Raw genomic sequence first — 18372 nt, forward strand, 5'->3', positions numbered from 1 at the left:
AGCGGAGTCATCCCCCGCTTTTTCCGCTTCGGCCGATCAGCTGCCGATAATGGCCTTTTTAAACGCGCTGATATTGTGGTGCATCATGTCGATATAGGTGCTGGCGCCTTCGCCCGGTTCCGACAGGGCATCGGAAAACAGTGTGCCGCCGACATTCAGCTTGGTCTCGCTGGCGATCTGCTCGATCAGGCGCGGATTGGTGATGTTCTCGACGAAGATCGCCGAGGCCTTGTCTTCCTTGACCTGCTTGATCAGCGCGACGACATCGGCAGCGGACGGCTCCGCATCCGTTGAAAGACCTTCGGGCGCCAGGAACTTCAGCCCGTAGGCATGCTCGAAATAGCCGAATGCGTCATGCGATGTGATGATCAGGCGTTTGGCCTCCGGAATGGCGGCGATACCGGCCTTCACATCGATCTCGGTCTGATCCAGCTTCTTGGTATAGTCCGCGCCATTCTTCTTGTAGGTATCGCAATTCGCCTTGTCGGCATTGCAGAAGGCATCGACGATGTTCTTCACATAGATCTTGGCGTTGGCAATCGACTGGAACGCATGCGGGTCGAAGGCACCGTGATCGTGGTGATGCTCAGCGCCTGCCTCCGCATGGCCTTCTTCCTCTTCCTGCGCCTTCAGCGGCTCGATACCCTTGGTCAGCTCGACAATGGGCGCCTTGGTGCCGCTGGCCTCGACCAGCCGCGGCAGGAAACCCTCAAATCCCAGACCATTGACCAGAACCACATCCGCCTTTGCCAGCGCCGCCGCATCCGATGGCTTGGGCTCATAGACATGGCTGTCGCCGTTCGGGCCAACCAGATTGGTCAGCGAAATCTTGTCGCCGCCGACGTTCTTGGCGAAATCCTCGATGATGGAAAAGCTGGAAACAACCTTCAGGTCAGCCGCGAAAGCGGTGGATGAAGCCGCAGATAGTAACAATATAACATTCAGAGCCGTAGCAAGTTTAAGAGCTTTGCGCATTGGTAGTCTCCTTTATCGAGGTTTAGGCGGTTCTGTGGCGGTGGGAACGCATGCGGCTGCTGAGAACGCCGCGTGAGCCGATGAGAATGGACGCGATATACATCGCACCGGCGGAAAGGATGATCGCCGGGCCGGACGGCAGGGCGAAATGATAGGAAATCAGCAGGCCCGCAACGCAGGATATCATCCCGATCAGGATTGCAACCGCACACATCGGGCCGACGCGGGTCGTCCAGAAGCGCGCGCCGGCGGCAGGCAGCATCATCAGGCCGACCGACAGCAGCGTCCCGAGCGCCTGGAAGCCGCCGACGAGATTGAGCACCACCAGCGCCAGGAAGATGAAATGCACGGGCGTGCCGATGCGGCTGACCGAACGCAGGAACAGGGGATCAAGGCACTCGGCCACCAGGCCGCGCCAGAAAATGGCGAGGGTCACGATGCTGACGCCGCAGATCAGGCCGATCAGGCTCAGCGCCTCGTTGTTGAGCGCAAGGACCGTGCCGAACAGCACATGCATCAGGTCGACATTCGAACCGCGCAGCGAAACGATCATCACCCCCAGCGCAAGGGATATCAGGTAGAAGGCCGCCATCGAGGCATCTTCCTTCTGGATGGTGAAGCGCGACACCGCCCCGGCGCCAAGCGCCACGATCACCCCGGCGATCAGCCCGCCGATGGTCATCGGCACGATCTGCAGGCCGTAGAGCAGGAAACCGGCGGCCGCACCCGGCAGGATGGCATGCGACATGGCATCGCCGGTCAGGCTCATCCGCCGCAGCATCAGGAACACGCCGACAGGGCAGGAACTGAGCGACAGCGCCAGCGAGCCGAGCAAGGCGCGCTGCATGAAGCTGTAATCGATGAACGGTGCAATGAGGAAATCATACATCCGGATCAGGCCCCTGCCCGGCTGTGGCCATCATGATGGGCATGATGCGTGTGATCATGGCCATGACCGCCGGTCGCGGACAATTGGGCATCGTCTTCGCACCAGGGCGCACTCTCGGCCCAGGCCTCGTGGAACTGCCGGGCATGCAGCAGGTTTTCCGGACGAAGCGTCTCCCGCGAGGCGCCCCAGGCAATGGGCTTGCGCGCCAAAAGCAGCGTTTCGGGGAAATGCTCCCGCACCAGGTCGAGATCGTGGACCACCACCATGATGGTGCGCTTTTCGCCGTGCCAGCGCTTGATCAGCGCGATCAGGTCACCGACCGTCTTGGCATCGATGGCATTGAACGGCTCGTCGAGCAGGATCAGATCGGCGTCCTGCACCAGCACCCGGGCAAACAGGGCGCGCTGCAATTGCCCGCCCGACAGGCTGTCGATGGGGCGCTTTTCAAAGCCGCCCAGCCCGACGCCCATCAGGGCCCGCGAAACCTGTTCACGGTCACCGGCGGTAAAGCGGCCAAGCAGGCCGCGCCGGGGCCAGAGCCCCAGCGAAACGAGATCGATGACCCGCGCCGGAAATGAGCGGTCCAGTTCCGATTGCTGCGGCAGATAGGCGACGCGAACGTCCTTCTCGACCACGACGGAACCGGACATCGGCTTGAGAACACCGACAATACCCTTCATCAGCGTCGACTTGCCCGAACCGTTCGCACCCACGACGGCCGTCAGCGAACCGCGCTCGACCACACCGCTCAGATGATGAACGGCAGGGTGGCTGCGATACCCCAGGGTAAGGTCGCGAAAGGTCAGGCATTGGTCAGTCATGGTCTATCCGCATGCTCCGGACGGCGGTGTTCGGTCGGTCACGTCCATCCGGCATCTTCTTGACGTCTCGATATGTGATGTTATTACATTAGTCAACAATGGCAAATTTGAGAACAGACGAAATTAATTTATCCACTGGCAGCCGATGACGCCGCTGCTTATCTTAGAGACAGCAGATTTTTACGGAAACGGACTTGTTTACAGCAATATCACGCGCTAGCGACTTAAACGTGTACGTTCAGGAGACCCGAAGGCAATGACAACCGCCCATGAGCTGACGAAGAACCAGACCCTGGTGTTCAATACGTTGTCGCGCGCCGAAGGGCCCTTGAGCGCCTACACCATCCTCGACCAGCTGCGCGGTGACGGTTTCCGTGCGCCGCTGCAGGTTTACCGTGCCCTGGAAAAGCTGCTCGACTACGGCATGGTCCACCGCCTCGAAAGCATCAATGCCTTTGTCGCCTGCGCGCATCCCCACAATCACAGCCACAATCACGGCATGATCGCCTTCGCCATCTGCGAGAAATGCGGGCAGGTCTCGGAATTTTCCGACGATATCATCACCCAGCGGGTGCGCGAATGGACCACGCAGAACGGCTTCAAACAGACCAAGACCACCATCGAAATCCGTGGCGTCTGTGCCGCCTGCGGCACCGCCTGATCAGGCCTTGTAGGCCTTGAGAAACAGGTCGACACCCGCAGTCACGGTCTTGCGGATCTGCTCCGGCTCCGGTTCCTGCTCCATCTGGCCGAACAGGCGGCGGCGCAGCAGGCCCGAATGGAAAAGGTCTGAAAGCTGATAGGCCGCCAGCTCCGTATCCTCGATCGCGAGAGATCCAGCAGCGACATGTTTGTCCAAAAGCGCGCGCATCAGGGCAAGACCCTTTTTCGGCCCCTTTTCGTAAAAGCTGGAACTCATGGAGGGCATGCGCTCCGCCACCCCGATGATGACACGCTGCGCCCGGATACCGGCATTCGAGGTAATCAGCGTCGACAGTGAGATGCCGAACTGGATCAAGGCTTCGCGCAGGTCGCTGTTGTTGCTCTCCAGCGCATGGTAGATGCCGTCGAACAGCGCCGCCTTGTATTGCTGGCACAGATCGATGAACAGCTCTTCCTTGTTGTTGAAATAGACATAGATCGTGCCCTTCGACACGCCCGCTTCGCGGGTAATGTCATTCATGCTGGCCGCATCAAAACCCATCTGCGAAAAGACGCGATTGGCCCCATCCAGTATCTGCTGCCGTTTGACGGGATCCTGCCCTGCGGCCAGACGGCCGGGACGTTCGGAAGCGGTCATGCCTGGGTCCATAACGGGTGCCTTGGTAGACGACATAGTAGTCAAGTTTCCTCATTTTCGATTCTTTTTCGAACCAAGCGGTTCGATCCCCTTGATATGCGCTCTCATTTGCGCTATGTCAACGATCGAACCGATTGGTTCAATCAGTTACCGGATTGAACATCTGTAGAAAGAGCTCTCTATGTCCGCGCCGAAATCCACCAACGAGGCTGAGATTCGTCAGTTCCCTGCACCCGCCCCTGCTTCCAAAGTCGAAGCACCGGTGAAAAGTGAAGCCCCGCAGCACGACGTGGTCACTGCGACCCCGGCACCGCCAAAACGCTCGGTGAAGCGCTTCATATTGCCCGTCATCATTGTCGCCGCTGTCGGCGCCGGTGCCTGGTATGGCCACGAATGGTGGACAACAGGCCGTTTCATGGTCTCGACCGACGACGCCTACATCCAGGGCGACATCACCGCCATTGCCCCCAAGATCACCGGCTACATCGATACGATCAACGTCGTCGCCAACCAGCGCGTCAAGGCGGGCGATCCACTGATCACGCTCGACAATGGCGACTATACCATTGCGGAAGAACAGGCCGAGGCGCAGATCGCGACACAGCGCCTGACGCTTCTGCGCATTCAGGCCCAGACGGAAGCCGCCAAGGCATCCGTCAAGCAGGTCGAAGCCAGCAAGGTCGCCGCACAGGCGGTCCTGACCAATGCGGAAGCCGCCGCAACCCGCGCCGGCCAGCTGCATGCCACGCGTTTTGCCTCCCAGTCCCAGCTTGACGACGCCACCGCGGCGCTGGATCAGGCCAAGGCCAACCTCGTTTCCGCCGATGCCCAGATCGCTGCGGCAGTCGCCAATGTCGGCGTTCTCGAAGCCCAGTACAAGGAAGCCGAGGGATCGATTGCCTCGCTGCAGCTGAGCAAGGACAAGGCCGCCCGCGACCTCTCCTTCACCGTCATCCGTGCGCCTCTCGACGGCGTTGTCGGCAATCTCTCGGCCAAGAAGGGCGATCTGGTCACCCCCGGCCAGAGGCTTGCCGCCCTCGTTCCCGTCAATTCGCTCTATATCGACGCGAATTACAAGGAAACGCAGCTGCGGGACATCGTACCGGGCGAAAAGGTCCGGGTACGGGTCGACGCGCTCTCTGGTGACACGTTTGAAGGCACCGTCGCCTCGATTGCCCCGGCATCCGGCGCCGTGTTCTCGCTGCTTCCGGCCGAGAATGCCACGGGCAATTTCACCAAGGTCGTCCAGCGTGTCCCGGTTCGCATCGCCCTGCCCGCCGACATTCTGGCATCTGGCAGGCTTCAGGCGGGCTTGAGCGTCATCGTTGACGTCGATACCCGCACGGCACCGGCCAAGTAAGCGCAACCAGCACCGGACCCGAGATCATGTCGAGCACGACCATCAGCGGAAAGCCAGCGGCACCGGCCGTGCTGTCCGATCACATCGATCCGAAGAAAGCCATCGCCTTCGTGGCGATGGTCTTCGGCATGTTCATGGCCATTCTCGACATCCAGATCGTTTCGGCTTCGCTTGCCGAAATTCAGGCGGGTTTGAGCGCAAGTTCCGACGAGATTTCCTGGGTCCAGACCTCCTATCTCATCGCTGAAGTCATCATGATCCCGCTGTCCGGCTTCCTCGGCCGGCTCCTGTCGACGCGCGTTCTCTTCACCATTTCGGCGGCAGGCTTCACCGCGGCCAGCGTCCTGTGTGCCACGGCCACCAACATCGACCAGATGATCGTCTACCGCGCCATCCAGGGTTTCATCGGCGGCGGCATGATCCCCAGCGTGTTCGCGGCAGCCTTCACCATCTTCCCGCCTTCCAAGCGCTCGGTCGTCTCGCCCATCATCGGCCTCGTCGCCACGCTGGCGCCGACCATCGGGCCGACCGTCGGCGGCTATCTCAGCCACGCCTTTTCCTGGCACTGGCTGTTCCTCGTCAACGTCATTCCCGGCATCATCGTTGCCTTTGCCGCCTGGAACCTCATCGACTTCGACAAGGGCGACAAGTCGCTGTTCAGCAAGTTCGACTGGTGGGGTCTGGCCGGCATGGGCGCGTTCCTAGGCTCGCTCGAATACGTGCTCGAGGAAGGTCCGCGCAATGACTGGCTGCAGGACAGCACGATCTTCTTCTTCGCCATCGTTCTCGTCCTCGGTGCGCTGCTCTTCTTCTATCGCGCCTTCACCGCCGAGGAGCCGATCGTCGACCTGCGCGCCTTCAAGAACCTCAATTTCGCCTTCGGCTCGGTGTTCTCCTTCATCATGGGCGTCGGCCTCTATGGCCTGACCTATCTCTATCCGCTGTATCTCGGCCGCATCCGGGGATATGACGCGCTGATGATCGGCGAAGCCCTGTTTGTCAGCGGCCTCGCCATGTTCATGACCGCGCCCGTCGCCGGCTTCCTGTCCAACCGGATGGATCCGCGCCTGATGATGATGATCGGCTTCATCGGTTTCGCCGCGGGCACCTGGACCATGACCGGCCTCACCGCCGACTGGGATTTCTATGAATTGCTGCTGCCGCAGATCCTGCGCGGCTGCTCGCTGATGCTGTGCATGGTGCCGATCAACAACCTGGCGCTCGGCACCCTGCCGCTGTCCCGGCTCAAGAACGCTTCGGGCCTGTTCAACCTGACACGCAACCTCGGCGGTGCCGTGGGCCTTGCCGTCATCAACACGATCTTGACGGATCGCGGTGTCAAGCATTACGCCCAGCTGTCCGAAAAGGTGCGCTGGGGCAATCCGGAAGCCGAGAATCTGATGGCCAGCATGGCCAGGAATTTCCAGTCGCACGGCATTGACGGCTCGTCCGCGGCACTCAGCCGGATTTCCGGCATGGTGCACCAGCAGGCCTCGCTGATGTCGTTCATGGACGTCTTCTATATCCTGACGATGCTGTTCGCCTCGCTGGCGCTTTTTGCCGTGCTCATGCGCAAACCGGCACCCGCTGCCTCGGGCGGCGGAGGTGGCGGACACTAATATTCCTCACGGTTGTGGTGCGTGGTTCGACAAGCTCACCATGAGGGAGCTGGGCTGATTTCAATACAAATTGCAAAGGTTGCAGAGTATGGCTCCCTGCAATCCTCATCCCCCCTCATGGTGAGCTTGTCGAACCACGCACCGCAGCTTTCCGCCACATCGTCATAATGCCCGGTTTCCCCCACGGGATTTGGGTGGAATTGCCGCCCGAATCCGGCACGGCAATCCAGCCGGGAAAAGCAGCGCGGCAGCACCCCATTAGGGGCGGTCATTCCCCAGATTTTTGCAAAATAATGTTAGTCCGCTAACCGGATTTTTCCTGCCCCGGCCGGTCCTTGTGGATGAGCATGTCGCAGGAAATCAAATGCGACATTCATTATTCGGCTAACTGCCGCTCATGCCAATCTTTTTGTCGTTATGGGAGCAATTCAGCCGCCTGTCCGGACACTGTCATAATTCTCTCACGTGCGAATTGCTAAGCCACCAAAAAAATGTTTCACTTCTTTCCACTGCTCAGCAAAAGACGTTCGCAGGCCTGTCATCTAACTGACATGAGAGCCCTATATCGGGAGGCAGGAACGTCGAAAACAGAGTCAATGACGTTTGTCGCTTAAACAGGGGTGTTAAAATGGTTGTTTCTTCAAAACGCTTGCTCTCTCTATCGACAGCGCTGCTGTTCGCAAGCACCACGCTTTCGTTCGCGGATGCGCCGGCTGATCTGGTTGCCGCCGCGAAAAAGGAAGGATCGCTGACGACCATCGCGTTGCCGCACGACTGGTGTGGTTATGGCGATATCATTGCCGGTTTCAAGGCAAAGTACGGCCTGACCGTCAACGAACTCAATCCGGATGCCGGATCGAAGGACGAAGTCGAAGCGATCAAGGCCAACAAGGACAACAAGGGCCCGCAGGCGCCTGACGTCATCGACGTCGGTCTTTCCTTTGGCCCCGATGCCAAGAAAGACGGCCTGACACTGCCTTACAAGGTTTCCACCTGGGATTCGATCCCGGCCGAACTGAAGGATGCCGACGGCCATTGGTATGGCGACTATTACGGCGTCATGTCGTTCGAAGTGAACACCGACATCGTCAAGAATGTCCCGAAGGATTGGGCCGACCTGCTCAAGCCGGAATATGCCAACACAGTAGCGCTTGCCGGTGATCCGCGTGCGTCCAACCAGGCCATTCTCGCCGTACAGGCTGCCGGTGCATCGACCGGTGCCAAGCCCGGCGCTGCTGCTGCCGAAGCCGGCCTGAAGTATTTTGCCGACCTCAACAAGGCAGGCAATTTCGTTCCGGTCATCGGCAAGTCGGGCACGCTGGCACAGGGTGCAACCCCGATCATCATCAACTGGGACTACAATGCGCTTTCGGGCCGCGACACGCTCAAGGGCAACCCGCCGGTTGAAGTCGTCGTTCCCGCATCCGGCGTTCTGGCTGGTGTCTATGTCCAGGCCATCAGCGCCTATGCACCGCATCCCAATGCCGCCAAGCTGTGGATGGAATATCTCTATTCCGACGAAGGCCAGATCGGCTACCTCAAGGGCTATTGCCATCCGACCCGCTTCAAGGATCTGGTGAAGAACAACAAGGTACCGAAGGAAGTCCTCGACAAGCTGCCACCGGCAGCGGCCTACGAAAAGGCCTTCTTCCCGACGCTTGATGAGCAGGCTGCCGCCAAGGAAGCCATCACCAAGGGCTGGGACAAGGTTGTCGGCGCCAACGTCAAGTAATCTCTGACCATCGGATCCCCGTGGAAACATCCGCGGGGATTCCCTTTTTCAGAGACAAGGCGCGCCCTGCTTGAACCGTCGGTCAGTTTGTTCGCTTCGCAATTGATGCGGTAGCGTCTATAATGCAGCTCAGAAAGCGGTCTTCAAAATCCATGAGTGTGATTTCAGAAGCAAGCACCTCCTCTATTCCACCTGCCGCCACCCAGGAGCGCAAGCGCTTGTCGCTTGATTGGCTCGGTGTCATGCCGTTCTTCCTGTTTGCCGTGATGTTCCTGGTTTTGCCGACGATCTATCTCGTCGCCGGGGCGTTCCAGGATGCGCAGGGCAATCTGACCTTCGCCAATCTCGTCAACCTGTTCCAGCCATCGATCATTGATGCATACGTGATCTCGATCAAGATATCGCTGACATCGGCGCTGCTTGGTGCGTTCATCGGTTTCAGCATCGCCGCGGCCATCACCCTGGGCGGCCTGCCGAGCTGGATCCGCGCGCCGATGATGACGTTTTCCGGCGTCGCCTCCAATTTCGCCGGCGTTCCGCTGGCCTATGCCTTTCTGTTCACGCTCGGACGGACGGGCCTCGTCACCTATCTCCTGGTCAACGTCTTCGGGTTCAATCTCTACGCGCACGGCTTCAATCTTCTCAGTTTCTGGGGCCTGACCATCACCTATCTCTACTTCCAGATTCCGCTGATGGTGCTGATCATCACGCCGGCGCTGGACGGGCTGAAGCGTGAATGGAAGGAAGCCGCCCTCATTCTCGGCGCAACCGGGCCGCAATATTGGCGCATGGTCGCCTTCCCGATCCTGTGGCCTGCCCTGCTTGGCACCATTCTCCTGCTTTTCGCCAATTCCTTCGGTGCCATCGCCACGGCCTATGCGCTGACCGGCTCGTCCCTCAGCATCGTCCCGATCGTCCTCTACGCGCAGATCCGCGGCGACGTCCTGCAGGACCCGCAGCTCGGCTATGCCCTGGCCTTCGGCATGATCGTCATCACCGGCATTTCCAACGGCATCTATATCTGGATGCGCGCCCGCAGTGAACGGTGGCTCAAATGAAGAAGAACCGTTTCTGGTCCTGGCTCGCCCTCGCCTTCGGCATTCTCTATTTCGCCCTGCCGCTGATCGGCCTGTTTGAGTTTTCGCTGCGCATGCGGCGCGGGGTCTATTCGCTCGATGCCTATTGGGTCGTGCTGAGCGATCCCGGCTTCCAGGCGACGTTCGCCTATTCGGTCGTCATGGCCATCGCCACCATTTTCGTCGGCGTGCTGCTCATCGTTCCGACGGCCTATTGGGTGCGTCTGCGCCTGCCCGGCTGGCGGCCATTTATCGAGTTCATCACGCTGCTGCCGCTGGTCATTCCGGCGATTGTCATCGTGTTCGGCTACATCAGGCTGTACAACACCTCCTCGATCCTGCCGCTGACCGGTTCAGCCATGGGCACCAACATCCTTTTGTGCTTCGGCTACACGACACTGGCGCTGCCCTACATGTACCGCGCCGTCGATACCGGCCTTGGCGCCATCGACATCCGCACCATGACGGAAGCCGCCGAAAGCCTTGGCGCAAGCCGGATAACCATCATGGCACGCATCATCCTGCCCAATGTGCTCATTGCGGTGCTGTCGGGTGCGTTCCTGACCTTCGCCATCGTCATCGGCGAATTCACCATGGCAGCCCTCTTGAACCGTCCGGCTTTCGGGCCGTTCCTGCAGCTGCTCGGTGCCAACCGCGCCTATGAACCGGCGGCGCTCTCCGTCATCGCCTTTGCCATAACCTGGGTTTGTATGGGGCTTATCCAGGTCGTCACCCGCTTCAACAAATCCCTCGCTGCAACCAAGCGATAATCGGGAACCTTGCCAATGTCATTTCTCACCATCAGCCATTTGAAAAAGAGTTTTGGAGCCACGACGGTTGTTCATGATTTCAACCTGAGCATCGAGAAGGGCGAATTCATTTCCTTCCTCGGCCCCAGCGGTTGCGGCAAGACGACGGTGCTGCGCATGGTCGCCGGTTTCGAAACCCCGACATCCGGCACGATCAGCATCGGCGGCAAGGACGTCGTCAACCTCAAGCCCAACCAGCGCAATATCGGCATGGTGTTCCAGGCCTATGCGCTTTTCCCCAACATGACCGTGGCCCAGAATGTCGCCTTCGGCCTGAAGGTCGCCAAGAAGCCGCAGGCGGAGATCAATGCGACGGTGCACGAGATGCTGTCGCTGATCAAGCTCGACCATCTGGCCGAACGTTTCCCCTATCAGCTCTCGGGCGGCCAGCAGCAGCGCGTGGCGCTCGCCCGTGCCCTTGCCACCAAGCCGCAGGTTCTCCTGCTCGACGAGCCGCTGTCGGCGCTCGACGCCAAGATCCGCGTGTCTTTGCGCGAGGAAATCCGGGCGATTCAGCGCAAGCTTGGCATCACCACGATTTTCGTCACCCACGACCAGGAAGAGGCCCTGTCGATCTCCGACCGTATCGTCGTCATGTATGAAGGCAAGGCCGAGCAGGTCGGCGCGCCGTTCGAGATTTACAACCAGCCCTCATCGCGTTTCGTTGCATCCTTCGTCGGCACGCTCAACACGCTGGATGCGGTTGTGCGCGATGCGGCCACCGGCACCATCACCGTCGACGGCAAGGACGTGTCGATCGGCCTGAAGCGTCTCAACGGCCACAAGACCGGTGACAAGATTTCCCTTGCCGTGCGCCCGGAGGCCGTGAGCCTCGGCGGTGCGACCGGCAATCGCGAGACGACGCTGGACGGCAAGATCAACAGCGTGCACTTCCTCGGCTCGGTCATCCGCATCCGCGCCTCGCTCGGCCAGAACACCGTGTCCTTCGATACATTCAATGATCCGAGCGCGCCGCCGCCGGTGCCCGGCGAAGACGTCAAGGTCAGCCTCGCCGCCAAGGACCTGCTGGTTCTGGAGCACTGATCCGCATCATGTCGGCAAAACAAAACGGGGTGCTGCTGCCAGCACCCCGTTTCAATTTGACGATTGAAGCAGGCCGGAGCCTATCCTTCAATCGCTTCATCCAGCAGCTTGAGCGCCGCTTTCTTTGTCAGTTTGACCGGATTGCCGCCGGCGGTCGGATCGACAATCGCCATATCGGCGATCAGTTCCTTCTGCTTCTTGCTCATGTTGAGATCCTTGATCAGACCGGGCAGCGCATGCGGCACCTTCAGCTCCTTGCGCAGCTTGATGATCGCCTTGGCAAAGCCGTCGAACCCGCCCTTGATGCCGATATAGCTGGCCAGCCGCGCAATGCGCTCTTCCACCGCATCGCGGTTGAACGCCAGCACGTAGGGCATGAACACCGCATTGGTCATGCCGTGATGCGTGTCATACAGGGCGCCGATGGGATGCGACAGCGAGTGGATCGCGCCGAGCCCCTTCTGGAAGGCGGTGGCGCCCATGGCCGCCGCGCTCATCATATGGGCGCGCGCCGTCAGGTCCTTGCCGTTGGCGTAGGCCTTGGGCAGGTTTTCGAACACGAGGCGGATGCCTTCGACCGCGATGCCGTCGGCCATCGGGTGATAGCCCGGTGCGCAATAGGCCTCAAGGCAATGCGCCAGCGCGTCCATGCCGGTACCGGCGGTGATGAAGGCCGGCATCCCCACCGACAATTCCGGATCGGCGATGACGATTGCCGGGAGAAGCTTCGGATGGAAGATCACCTTCTTGGTGTGGGTCTCTTCATTGGTGATGACACCGGCGCGGCCCACTTCCGAACCCGTTCCCGCCGTGGTCGGCACGGCGATGATCGGCGCGATGACATCGCTGTTGGCGCGCGTCCACCAGTCGCCGACATCCTCGAAATCCCAGACCGGCCGGGTCTGGCCCGCCTGGAAGGCGATGAGCTTGCCAAGGTCGAGTGCCGAACCGCCGCCGAAGGCGATGACGCCGTCATGCTTGCCCTTCTTGAACACGGCAATGCCGGCGGTGAGGTTGGATTCGACCGGGTTGGGTTTCACCTCGGAGAAAACGCCGTAGGGAACCTTGGCATCGTCGAGGATTTTCAGCGTGCTCGCCACCACCGGCAGCTTGGCCAGGCCGGGATCGGTGACGAACAGCGGCTTCTTGATGCCGGTTGCCTCGAGAACCTCGGGCAGTTCCTTGATGCGGCCCGCACCGAAGCGAACGGTGGTCGGGTAATTCCATTTCGAAATCAGCTTGCTCATCATGTGTCTCTTTCAGAAAATCAGATCGCTTCACGCAGGTGGAAGGATTTGGGACGGGTCAGGTTGCCGTAGCCGATGGCCGACATGGCGGCGCCCCTGCCGGTTTCTTTGACGCCGGTCCACACCAGCGCCGGATCGATATAATCGCAGCGGTTCATGAACACCGTACCGGTTTCGATCCGCTCGCCGATGGCGGCGGCCCGGTCCGTATCGGTGGTCCACAGCGACGCCGTCAGGCCGTACTGGCTGTCATTCATCAGCGCCAGTGCTTCCTCGTCATTGCGCACCTTCATGATGCCGACAATGGGGCCAAAACTTTCCTCGCGCATGACGCTCATCTGGTGGTCGACGCCGGTCAGCACTTCGGGCGCAAGATAGGGCGATCCGGCTGCGTCATTGGCAACGCGCATATTGACATGCGCCTTGGCGCCCTTGCGCAGGGCTTCCGCCTTCTGTTCACGGATGAGTTCGGCAAAACGTGTCTGCGCCATCGGCCCCATGGTCGTTGCCGCATCGAGCGGATTGCCGACCACATACTGCTTGGTCAGGTCGACAAAGCCGTCGACGAAGCGGTCATAGACATCCGCATGCACATAGATGCGCTCGATGCCGCAGCAGCACTGGCCGGAGTTGAAGAAGGCGCCGTCGACCAGATTGGCCACCGCATGGTCGAGATTGACGTCCGGCAGCACATAGGCCGGGTCCTTGCCGCCGAGTTCAAGCCCGAGCGACATGAAGGTGCCCGCTGCCGCCTTTTCGATGGCGCGGCCGCCGCCGACCGAGCCCGTGAAGTTGACATGGTCGATCCGGCCCGATCCCAGCAGTTTTTCGGTCTGGGCATGGTTCAACACGATGTTCTGGAAAACGCCCTTCGGCAGCCCGGCCGCAGCAAAAGCCTGGGCGAAGCGCTCGCCGACGAGCAGCGTCTGCGCCGCATGCTTGAGGATGACGGTATTGCCAGCCATCAGCGCCGGGATGATCGTGTTGACGGCTGTGAGATACGGATAGTTCCACGGCGCAATGACCATGACGACACCCAGCGGCACATGCTTGATGTAGCGGCGAAAGCCCGGCTTGTCGTTTTCGATGACCGGCGCAAGCGCCCGTTCGGCAATCGCGACCATGTAGCGGGTGCGTTCCTCCACGCCGCCCTTTTCGCCGCCATAGCGCACCGGGCGGCCCATCTGCCAGGCGATCTCGGGCACGATCGCGTCGTTCATGCCGAGCAAGGCATCCAGCGCCGCAAGGCAAAGCCGGCCGCGTTCGGCGATGCTGGTCTGCGACCAGCCGGCCTGCGCCTGCCTTGCCGCTTCCACGGCCGCGTCGATGGCCTTGTCCGTTGCAACGGGACGCTCCGCGTAGACGGAGCCGTCGATGGGGGTGATCAGTTTGACCGTCTCGGTCATGGGTAAACCTCTAGCCTGTGTTTTCCAAAAGCTGGCCCCGCCCCGCGAACGCATGCCGCGGGACAGGCCTTTGCCGTGATCTTCAATACCGTTCGAAACCGCGATGCAACTCCCAATCGGTGACGCGGCGGTCATATTCGAACTGCTCCCACTTGGCGGTGTGCACGTAATGCTCGACCACCTCGTCGCCGAGCGCCGTCTTCAGCATCTTCGACTTCGCCAGCGTTTCGGTCGCCTCGCGCAGGGTCTTGGGGATTTCCCGCAACCGCGCCCCGCCATAGGCATCGCCCTGGAACGGCTTGTCGAGTTCCAGCTTCTCGTCGATGCCTGCCAGACCCGACGCGATCAGACCGGCAAAGGCGAGATAGGGATTGAGATCAGCCCCGCCGATGCGGCATTCGATGCGGATGCCCTTGGTGCCTTCACCGCACAGGCGGAAGCCCGCCGTCCGGTTGTCGAGGCTCCAGACGTTCTTCGTCGGTGCAAAGGTGCCCGCCTGGAAGCGCTTGTAGGAGTTGATGTAGGGCGCGAGGAAGAAGGTGAAGTCGTCAGCATATTTCAGCTGCCCGGCCACCCACTGCCGCATCAGCGGCGACATGGTGTGTTCGGCGTTCTTGTCATAGAACAGCGGCGTCTTGCCATCGGCGCTCCACAGCGAGTTGTGCACGTGGCTGGAACTGCCCGCCAGCGCATAATCATATTTCGCCATGAAGGTGATCGCCTTGCCCATCTGGGTGGCGATTTCCTTGCAGCCGTTCTTCATGATCACATGCCGGTCGGCCATCTCGAGCGCTTCGGCATAGCGCACATTGATTTCTTCCTGGCCCGGTCCCCATTCGCCCTTGGAGTTTTCAACGGGAATGCCCGCATCGAACAGACCGTTGCGGATGGCGCGCATGACGGCGTCTTCCTTGGTGGTCATCTGGATCACGTAGTCCTGGATGTAGGGCGATGCGGTGGTCATGCCCTTCCAGTGCTTGGCACGCGCACTCTCATAGGTCTCGTCGAACAGATAGAATTCCAGCTCCGAGGCGAAGTAGGCGAGATAGCCCCGCTCCTTCAGCCGTGCCAGCTGGCGCTTCAGGATGGCGCGCGGCGAATGGGCGAGATCCTCGTGATGGTGATGGTCGAGAATATCGCACAGGACCAGCGCGCATTTTTCCAGCCACGGAATATGGCGGATGGTGGAAAGGTCGGGCTTGATGACGAAATCGCCATAGCCCTGTTTCCAGCTGGCCGCCTTGTAGCCGGGCACCGGCTCCATATCGATGTCGTTGGCCAAGAGATAGTTGCAGCCGTGCGTCTCGTCATGGGCGGAGTCGACGAAGAAGCTGGCATGAAAGCGCTTGCCGATCAGGCGGCCCTGCATGTCGACGAAGCAGGCCAGCACCGTGTCAATTTCGCCATTGGTTACATGGCGCTTTAATTCGTCGAAACTCCAATGTCCGGGCATTTCTTGTCTATCCTCAAACAGAATTTGGATTGGGTCAAAAGACGGGGCGGCCGGCCCGAGCCCGCCGCCCCCGTTTTGCAATCAGCCGCGTTCGCCGACGGCCTTTTCAGCGGCAGCGATCTCGGCGGCACGCTTGGCCACGGCATCGCCGATGGGCGGGCCCTGGAAACGGCGGCGTTCGAAGCCGAACCAGACAGCGGCCGTCACCACCAGGAAGCCGACGGTGATGTAGAGAGCCCATTCATTCGGCGGCTGGATGCCGATGATGAAGATCAGCGCCATGGCAAGGATCGACAGGATGGCGAACAGCTTGAACATGCCTTCACCCAGGTTCCAGGGTCCCATCTTGTTCCATTTCGGCGTACCCCAGGCGAAAAAGCCCAGCGCGATCGGAATGGCGAAGGAGAAGAACAGGAAGATGACCGTGCAGGAAACGACCACCGAATAGACCGGCGTGTCACCGATGGACACCATGTTCGACCCCCAGACGAACAGCACCGCCAGAGTGGCGCCGGTCCAGATGGCGGCGACAGGCGTGCGGTATTGCGGGCTGACCTTCGACAACAGGCTCGATCCCGGCAGGCCCTTGTCGCGGGCGAAGGCGAAAATCATGCGCGAGACCGAGGTTACCGTCGCCAGGCCGCAGAGGAACTGGCTGATGAAGATCAGGAAGTAGAGAATGTTCTTGACGACAGGATTGACCTGTTCGCCCATCGCCCAGAAGAACACGTTCCAGCCCTGTGCCGCCGCCGCATCCATGCTTGGCAGCATCAGCACGAACGAGCACAGCATGATATAGCCGAAGACGGCCGACCAGAGCACCGACGAAACCATGCCGCGCGGCACGGAATGCGCCGCCTTGACGGTTTCTTCGGATGTATGGGCGGATGCGTCATAACCGGTGATCGTGTAGATCGGCAGCAGCAGGCCGAGCAGGAACACCCACAGGCTCGAGCTCGTGGGCCAGACGGGGCTGCCGGTCATCGATCCATCCGCTGCCGGCGTCGGCATGCCGGAATAGTTGGCGAATGTGAACAGACGGCTGAATTCGAACGACTTGGCCGAAGCGAGGCAGACCAGCGACAGGGCAATCGCCGTGGCGAAAATCAGATAGCCGGAAAAGTCGGTCAACTTGGCGGTGAGGCCGATGCCCATATGGTTGACCAGGGCCTGGACGCCGGTCAGGATGATCAGGAAGATGATCTGCACCGTGATGGAATCCGTGATCCCGAGATAGGTGCCGAAGGCGCCGATGAAGAAATAATAGGTGCCGACATTGATCGCGCCGAGCACGGTGATCAGGCCGAGCAGGTTGAACCAGGCTGTCAGCCAGCCGGTGCCGCGATTGCCGAGGATCGAACCCCAGTGATAGAGGCCGCCTGCGGTCGGGTAAGCCGAGCTGATCTGCGCCATGGCGATGGCGAAGACCGCCGAGACCAGGCAGCCGAGCGGCCAGCCGATGCCGATGGCGGCACCGCCGGCACCCGCCGTCGCCTGCCCCAGCGAATTGATGCCGCCGGATAGGATGCAGATGATCGAAAACGAGATGGCGAAGTTGGAGAAACGGCTCATGCGCCGTTCCAGTTCCTGGGCATAGCCCATGCCGTGGAGAACTTTGATGTCCTCCGATTTATCCACGTCGGTATAATCTTGGTGTGTCATCGTACTCACGTTCCCCGTTATTTTTGAGAAATTTCTAACGTCAGATACCAATCCTTATGCGATCCTGTTTGCAGCCTTCCTGGTTGTGGAAAGCGGCCCCTGGGCAATTTCCTTCAAAATGGCCGAGAGGGTCCCGGCCCATGCTTTTTCTTCTTTGGGTGTGGTGATGAGATCGTTGCGGATCTCGATCATCACCGCGGCAAGCCCTTGCGCCGACGCATGGCGTTCAAGCGTGTAATAGACCCGGTCGGCGGGCGAATAGGGCTCATTGATGCCGACGCAGTATTGATCGAGCGCCTGCAGGCCCGCAATCAGCGGTGCGGCAACCTGATCGTATTCGTCATGGATGATGCCGATGTGCCAGGGCCGCTCGACCCCGCGATAGACCGGCGTGAACGAATGCACCGCCACATAGACCGGTGCCGGAAAGCCCTTGCGCGCACGGTCCCGTGCCAGTTCTTCAATGGCCGCATGATAGGGCTGATGCGACAGCGCGATGCGCCGCTGCCTTTCCGCCGCATCGAGCCCGGTATTGGCAGGCACCGTGGTCAATTCGCTCGTGGCCGGGATGAGATCGCGCGCCTCGAGCGGCCGGTTGCAATCGATGATCAGCCGCGATACGCAGGATTCAACCAGCGGCGCATCCAGCAGCGCGGCCATCCCCTGGCTGACCCCCAGCGCGCCGGGGTCCCAGGCGATATGCTTTTGCAGATCGTCCGGCTCGAGGCCGAGACGGCCATAGGGCGCGGGAATGTGGTTGGAAGCGTGATCGCAGAGAATGACAAACGGCGAGCCACCATCGGGGTTGGATACCCGGACCGGCTCCCAGACACTGTGCGTGGCCTGCGATAATCCCATTTTGCCCTCTTCGGCAATTTGTACTTTGTATTACATTTTGTATTTTTATTTCCACTCACGTATGATTTGATACACAAGTCACAAAATTGTCAAATGCGAAAATTGCGTTTCTTGACTTTGA

Annotated in this window: 16 protein-coding genes; 7 read left to right on the forward strand and 9 right to left on the reverse strand. The window is 60.3% G+C overall.

The annotated features are described in order from the left end of the window. Positions 1–36: 36 nt before the first annotated feature. Genes aztC through aztA form a run of 3 tightly spaced genes read right to left on the reverse strand, consistent with a single transcriptional unit; the run spans position 37 to position 2685 of the window. Entirely contained in the window at positions 37–975 is a 939-nt protein-coding gene (gene aztC, locus AC1Q5O_RS11090) for a zinc ABC transporter substrate-binding protein AztC (RefSeq protein WP_492562941.1), read from the reverse strand. Between the two features lie 22 nt (positions 976–997). Beyond that, the gene (aztB, locus tag AC1Q5O_RS11095; RefSeq protein WP_223612464.1) at positions 998–1864 is read right to left on the reverse strand and encodes a zinc ABC transporter permease AztB; all 867 of its coding nucleotides are present in this window, start codon (positions 1862–1864) and stop codon (positions 998–1000) included. A 5-nt stretch (positions 1865–1869) separates the two neighbouring features. Next, positions 1870–2685, reverse strand: coding sequence for a zinc ABC transporter ATP-binding protein AztA (gene aztA / locus AC1Q5O_RS11100; RefSeq protein WP_492562943.1), 816 nt, complete (start codon positions 2683–2685; stop codon positions 1870–1872). 256 nt (positions 2686–2941) lie between these two features. Here aztA and AC1Q5O_RS11105 point away from each other — a divergent pair, with 256 nt between their 5' ends. After that, positions 2942–3346: a Fur family transcriptional regulator gene (locus tag AC1Q5O_RS11105; RefSeq protein WP_223612462.1), complete on the forward strand. Its 405-nt coding sequence runs from the start codon at positions 2942–2944 to the stop codon at positions 3344–3346. Here AC1Q5O_RS11105 and AC1Q5O_RS11110 read toward each other — a convergent pair whose 3' ends face one another. Beyond that, positions 3347–3985, reverse strand: coding sequence for a TetR/AcrR family transcriptional regulator (locus tag AC1Q5O_RS11110; protein ID WP_464661429.1), 639 nt, complete (start codon positions 3983–3985; stop codon positions 3347–3349). Positions 3986–4166: 181 nt separating this feature from the next. On the opposite strand from AC1Q5O_RS11110, the gene AC1Q5O_RS11115 reads away from it, so the two are divergent. From AC1Q5O_RS11115 to AC1Q5O_RS11140, 6 genes are all read left to right on the forward strand, one after another. Continuing rightward, a complete protein-coding gene (locus AC1Q5O_RS11115; protein ID WP_464661430.1) occupies positions 4167–5345 on the forward strand; it encodes an HlyD family secretion protein in 1179 nt (392 codons plus the stop codon). A 26-nt stretch (positions 5346–5371) separates the two neighbouring features. Continuing rightward, positions 5372–6964, forward strand: a complete 1593-nt coding sequence (locus AC1Q5O_RS11120) for a DHA2 family efflux MFS transporter permease subunit (protein ID WP_492562947.1) — start codon at positions 5372–5374, stop codon at positions 6962–6964. A 628-nt stretch (positions 6965–7592) separates the two neighbouring features. Beyond that, positions 7593–8696 carry an ABC transporter substrate-binding protein gene (locus tag AC1Q5O_RS11125; protein ID WP_464661432.1) on the forward strand — a complete coding sequence of 368 codons (1104 nt, stop codon included), beginning with the start codon at positions 7593–7595 and terminating at the stop codon, positions 8694–8696. Positions 8697–8938: 242 nt separating this feature from the next. Further along, positions 8939–9754, forward strand: a complete 816-nt coding sequence (locus tag AC1Q5O_RS11130; RefSeq protein ID WP_425350416.1) for an ABC transporter permease — start codon at positions 8939–8941, stop codon at positions 9752–9754. Further along, positions 9751–10542 (forward strand): ABC transporter permease, encoded by a 792-nt coding sequence (locus AC1Q5O_RS11135; RefSeq protein ID WP_130269636.1) that lies wholly within the window; start codon positions 9751–9753, stop codon positions 10540–10542. Before AC1Q5O_RS11130 ends, AC1Q5O_RS11135 begins: the two co-directional genes overlap by 4 nt. A 15-nt stretch (positions 10543–10557) precedes the next feature. Further along, a complete protein-coding gene (locus AC1Q5O_RS11140) occupies positions 10558–11625 on the forward strand; it encodes an ABC transporter ATP-binding protein (protein WP_223612456.1) in 1068 nt (355 codons plus the stop codon). Positions 11626–11705: 80 nt separating this feature from the next. Here the strand turns inward: AC1Q5O_RS11140 and AC1Q5O_RS11145 are convergent, their stop codons facing one another. The 5 genes from AC1Q5O_RS11145 to AC1Q5O_RS11165 all read right to left on the reverse strand — a co-directional run bounded on the left by AC1Q5O_RS11145 (position 11706) and on the right by AC1Q5O_RS11165 (position 18251). Then, positions 11706–12872 carry an iron-containing alcohol dehydrogenase gene (locus AC1Q5O_RS11145; protein WP_223612453.1) on the reverse strand — a complete coding sequence of 389 codons (1167 nt, stop codon included), beginning with the start codon at positions 12870–12872 and terminating at the stop codon, positions 11706–11708. A gap of 20 nt (positions 12873–12892) precedes the next feature. Then, positions 12893–14278, reverse strand: a complete 1386-nt coding sequence (locus AC1Q5O_RS11150) for an aldehyde dehydrogenase family protein (RefSeq protein WP_492562950.1) — start codon at positions 14276–14278, stop codon at positions 12893–12895. A gap of 82 nt (positions 14279–14360) precedes the next feature. Then, positions 14361–15731, reverse strand: coding sequence for a glutamine synthetase family protein (locus AC1Q5O_RS11155; protein ID WP_223612451.1), 1371 nt, complete (start codon positions 15729–15731; stop codon positions 14361–14363). 81 nt (positions 15732–15812) lie between these two features. Then, complete coding sequence (locus tag AC1Q5O_RS11160; RefSeq protein WP_472460575.1) at positions 15813–17393, reverse strand: APC family permease; 1581 nt, start codon at positions 17391–17393, stop codon at positions 15813–15815. A 54-nt stretch (positions 17394–17447) separates the two neighbouring features. Continuing rightward, positions 17448–18251, reverse strand: coding sequence for an N-formylglutamate amidohydrolase (locus AC1Q5O_RS11165; protein ID WP_492562953.1), 804 nt, complete (start codon positions 18249–18251; stop codon positions 17448–17450). Positions 18252–18372 lie beyond the last annotated feature (121 nt).

This window comes from Phyllobacterium sp. MT110, assembly GCF_058792715.1.

Bases quoted from the DNA above. Each gene is read 5' to 3' on its own strand.
- aztB (WP_223612464.1), bottom strand. From the start codon at position 1,864: ATGTATGATTTCCTCATTGCACCGTTCATCGATTACAGCTTCATGCAG.
- AC1Q5O_RS11135 (WP_130269636.1), top strand. From the start codon at position 9,751: ATGAAGAAGAACCGTTTCTGGTCCTGGCTCGCCCTCGCCTTCGGCATT.
- AC1Q5O_RS11140 (WP_223612456.1), top strand. From the start codon at position 10,558: ATGTCATTTCTCACCATCAGCCATTTGAAAAAGAGTTTTGGAGCCACG.
- AC1Q5O_RS11110 (WP_464661429.1), bottom strand. From the start codon at position 3,985: ATGACCGCTTCCGAACGTCCCGGCCGTCTGGCCGCAGGGCAGGATCCC.
- AC1Q5O_RS11160 (WP_472460575.1), bottom strand. From the start codon at position 17,393: ATGACACACCAAGATTATACCGACGTGGATAAATCGGAGGACATCAAA.
- aztA (WP_492562943.1), bottom strand. From the start codon at position 2,685: ATGACTGACCAATGCCTGACCTTTCGCGACCTTACCCTGGGGTATCGC.
- AC1Q5O_RS11120 (WP_492562947.1), top strand. From the start codon at position 5,372: ATGTCGAGCACGACCATCAGCGGAAAGCCAGCGGCACCGGCCGTGCTG.
- AC1Q5O_RS11105 (WP_223612462.1), top strand. From the start codon at position 2,942: ATGACAACCGCCCATGAGCTGACGAAGAACCAGACCCTGGTGTTCAAT.
- aztC (WP_492562941.1), bottom strand. From the start codon at position 975: ATGCGCAAAGCTCTTAAACTTGCTACGGCTCTGAATGTTATATTGTTA.
- AC1Q5O_RS11145 (WP_223612453.1), bottom strand. From the start codon at position 12,872: ATGAGCAAGCTGATTTCGAAATGGAATTACCCGACCACCGTTCGCTTC.
- AC1Q5O_RS11130 (WP_425350416.1), top strand. From the start codon at position 8,939: ATGCCGTTCTTCCTGTTTGCCGTGATGTTCCTGGTTTTGCCGACGATC.
- AC1Q5O_RS11115 (WP_464661430.1), top strand. From the start codon at position 4,167: ATGTCCGCGCCGAAATCCACCAACGAGGCTGAGATTCGTCAGTTCCCT.
- AC1Q5O_RS11150 (WP_492562950.1), bottom strand. From the start codon at position 14,278: ATGACCGAGACGGTCAAACTGATCACCCCCATCGACGGCTCCGTCTAC.
- AC1Q5O_RS11165 (WP_492562953.1), bottom strand. From the start codon at position 18,251: ATGGGATTATCGCAGGCCACGCACAGTGTCTGGGAGCCGGTCCGGGTA.
- AC1Q5O_RS11155 (WP_223612451.1), bottom strand. From the start codon at position 15,731: ATGCCCGGACATTGGAGTTTCGACGAATTAAAGCGCCATGTAACCAAT.
- AC1Q5O_RS11125 (WP_464661432.1), top strand. From the start codon at position 7,593: ATGGTTGTTTCTTCAAAACGCTTGCTCTCTCTATCGACAGCGCTGCTG.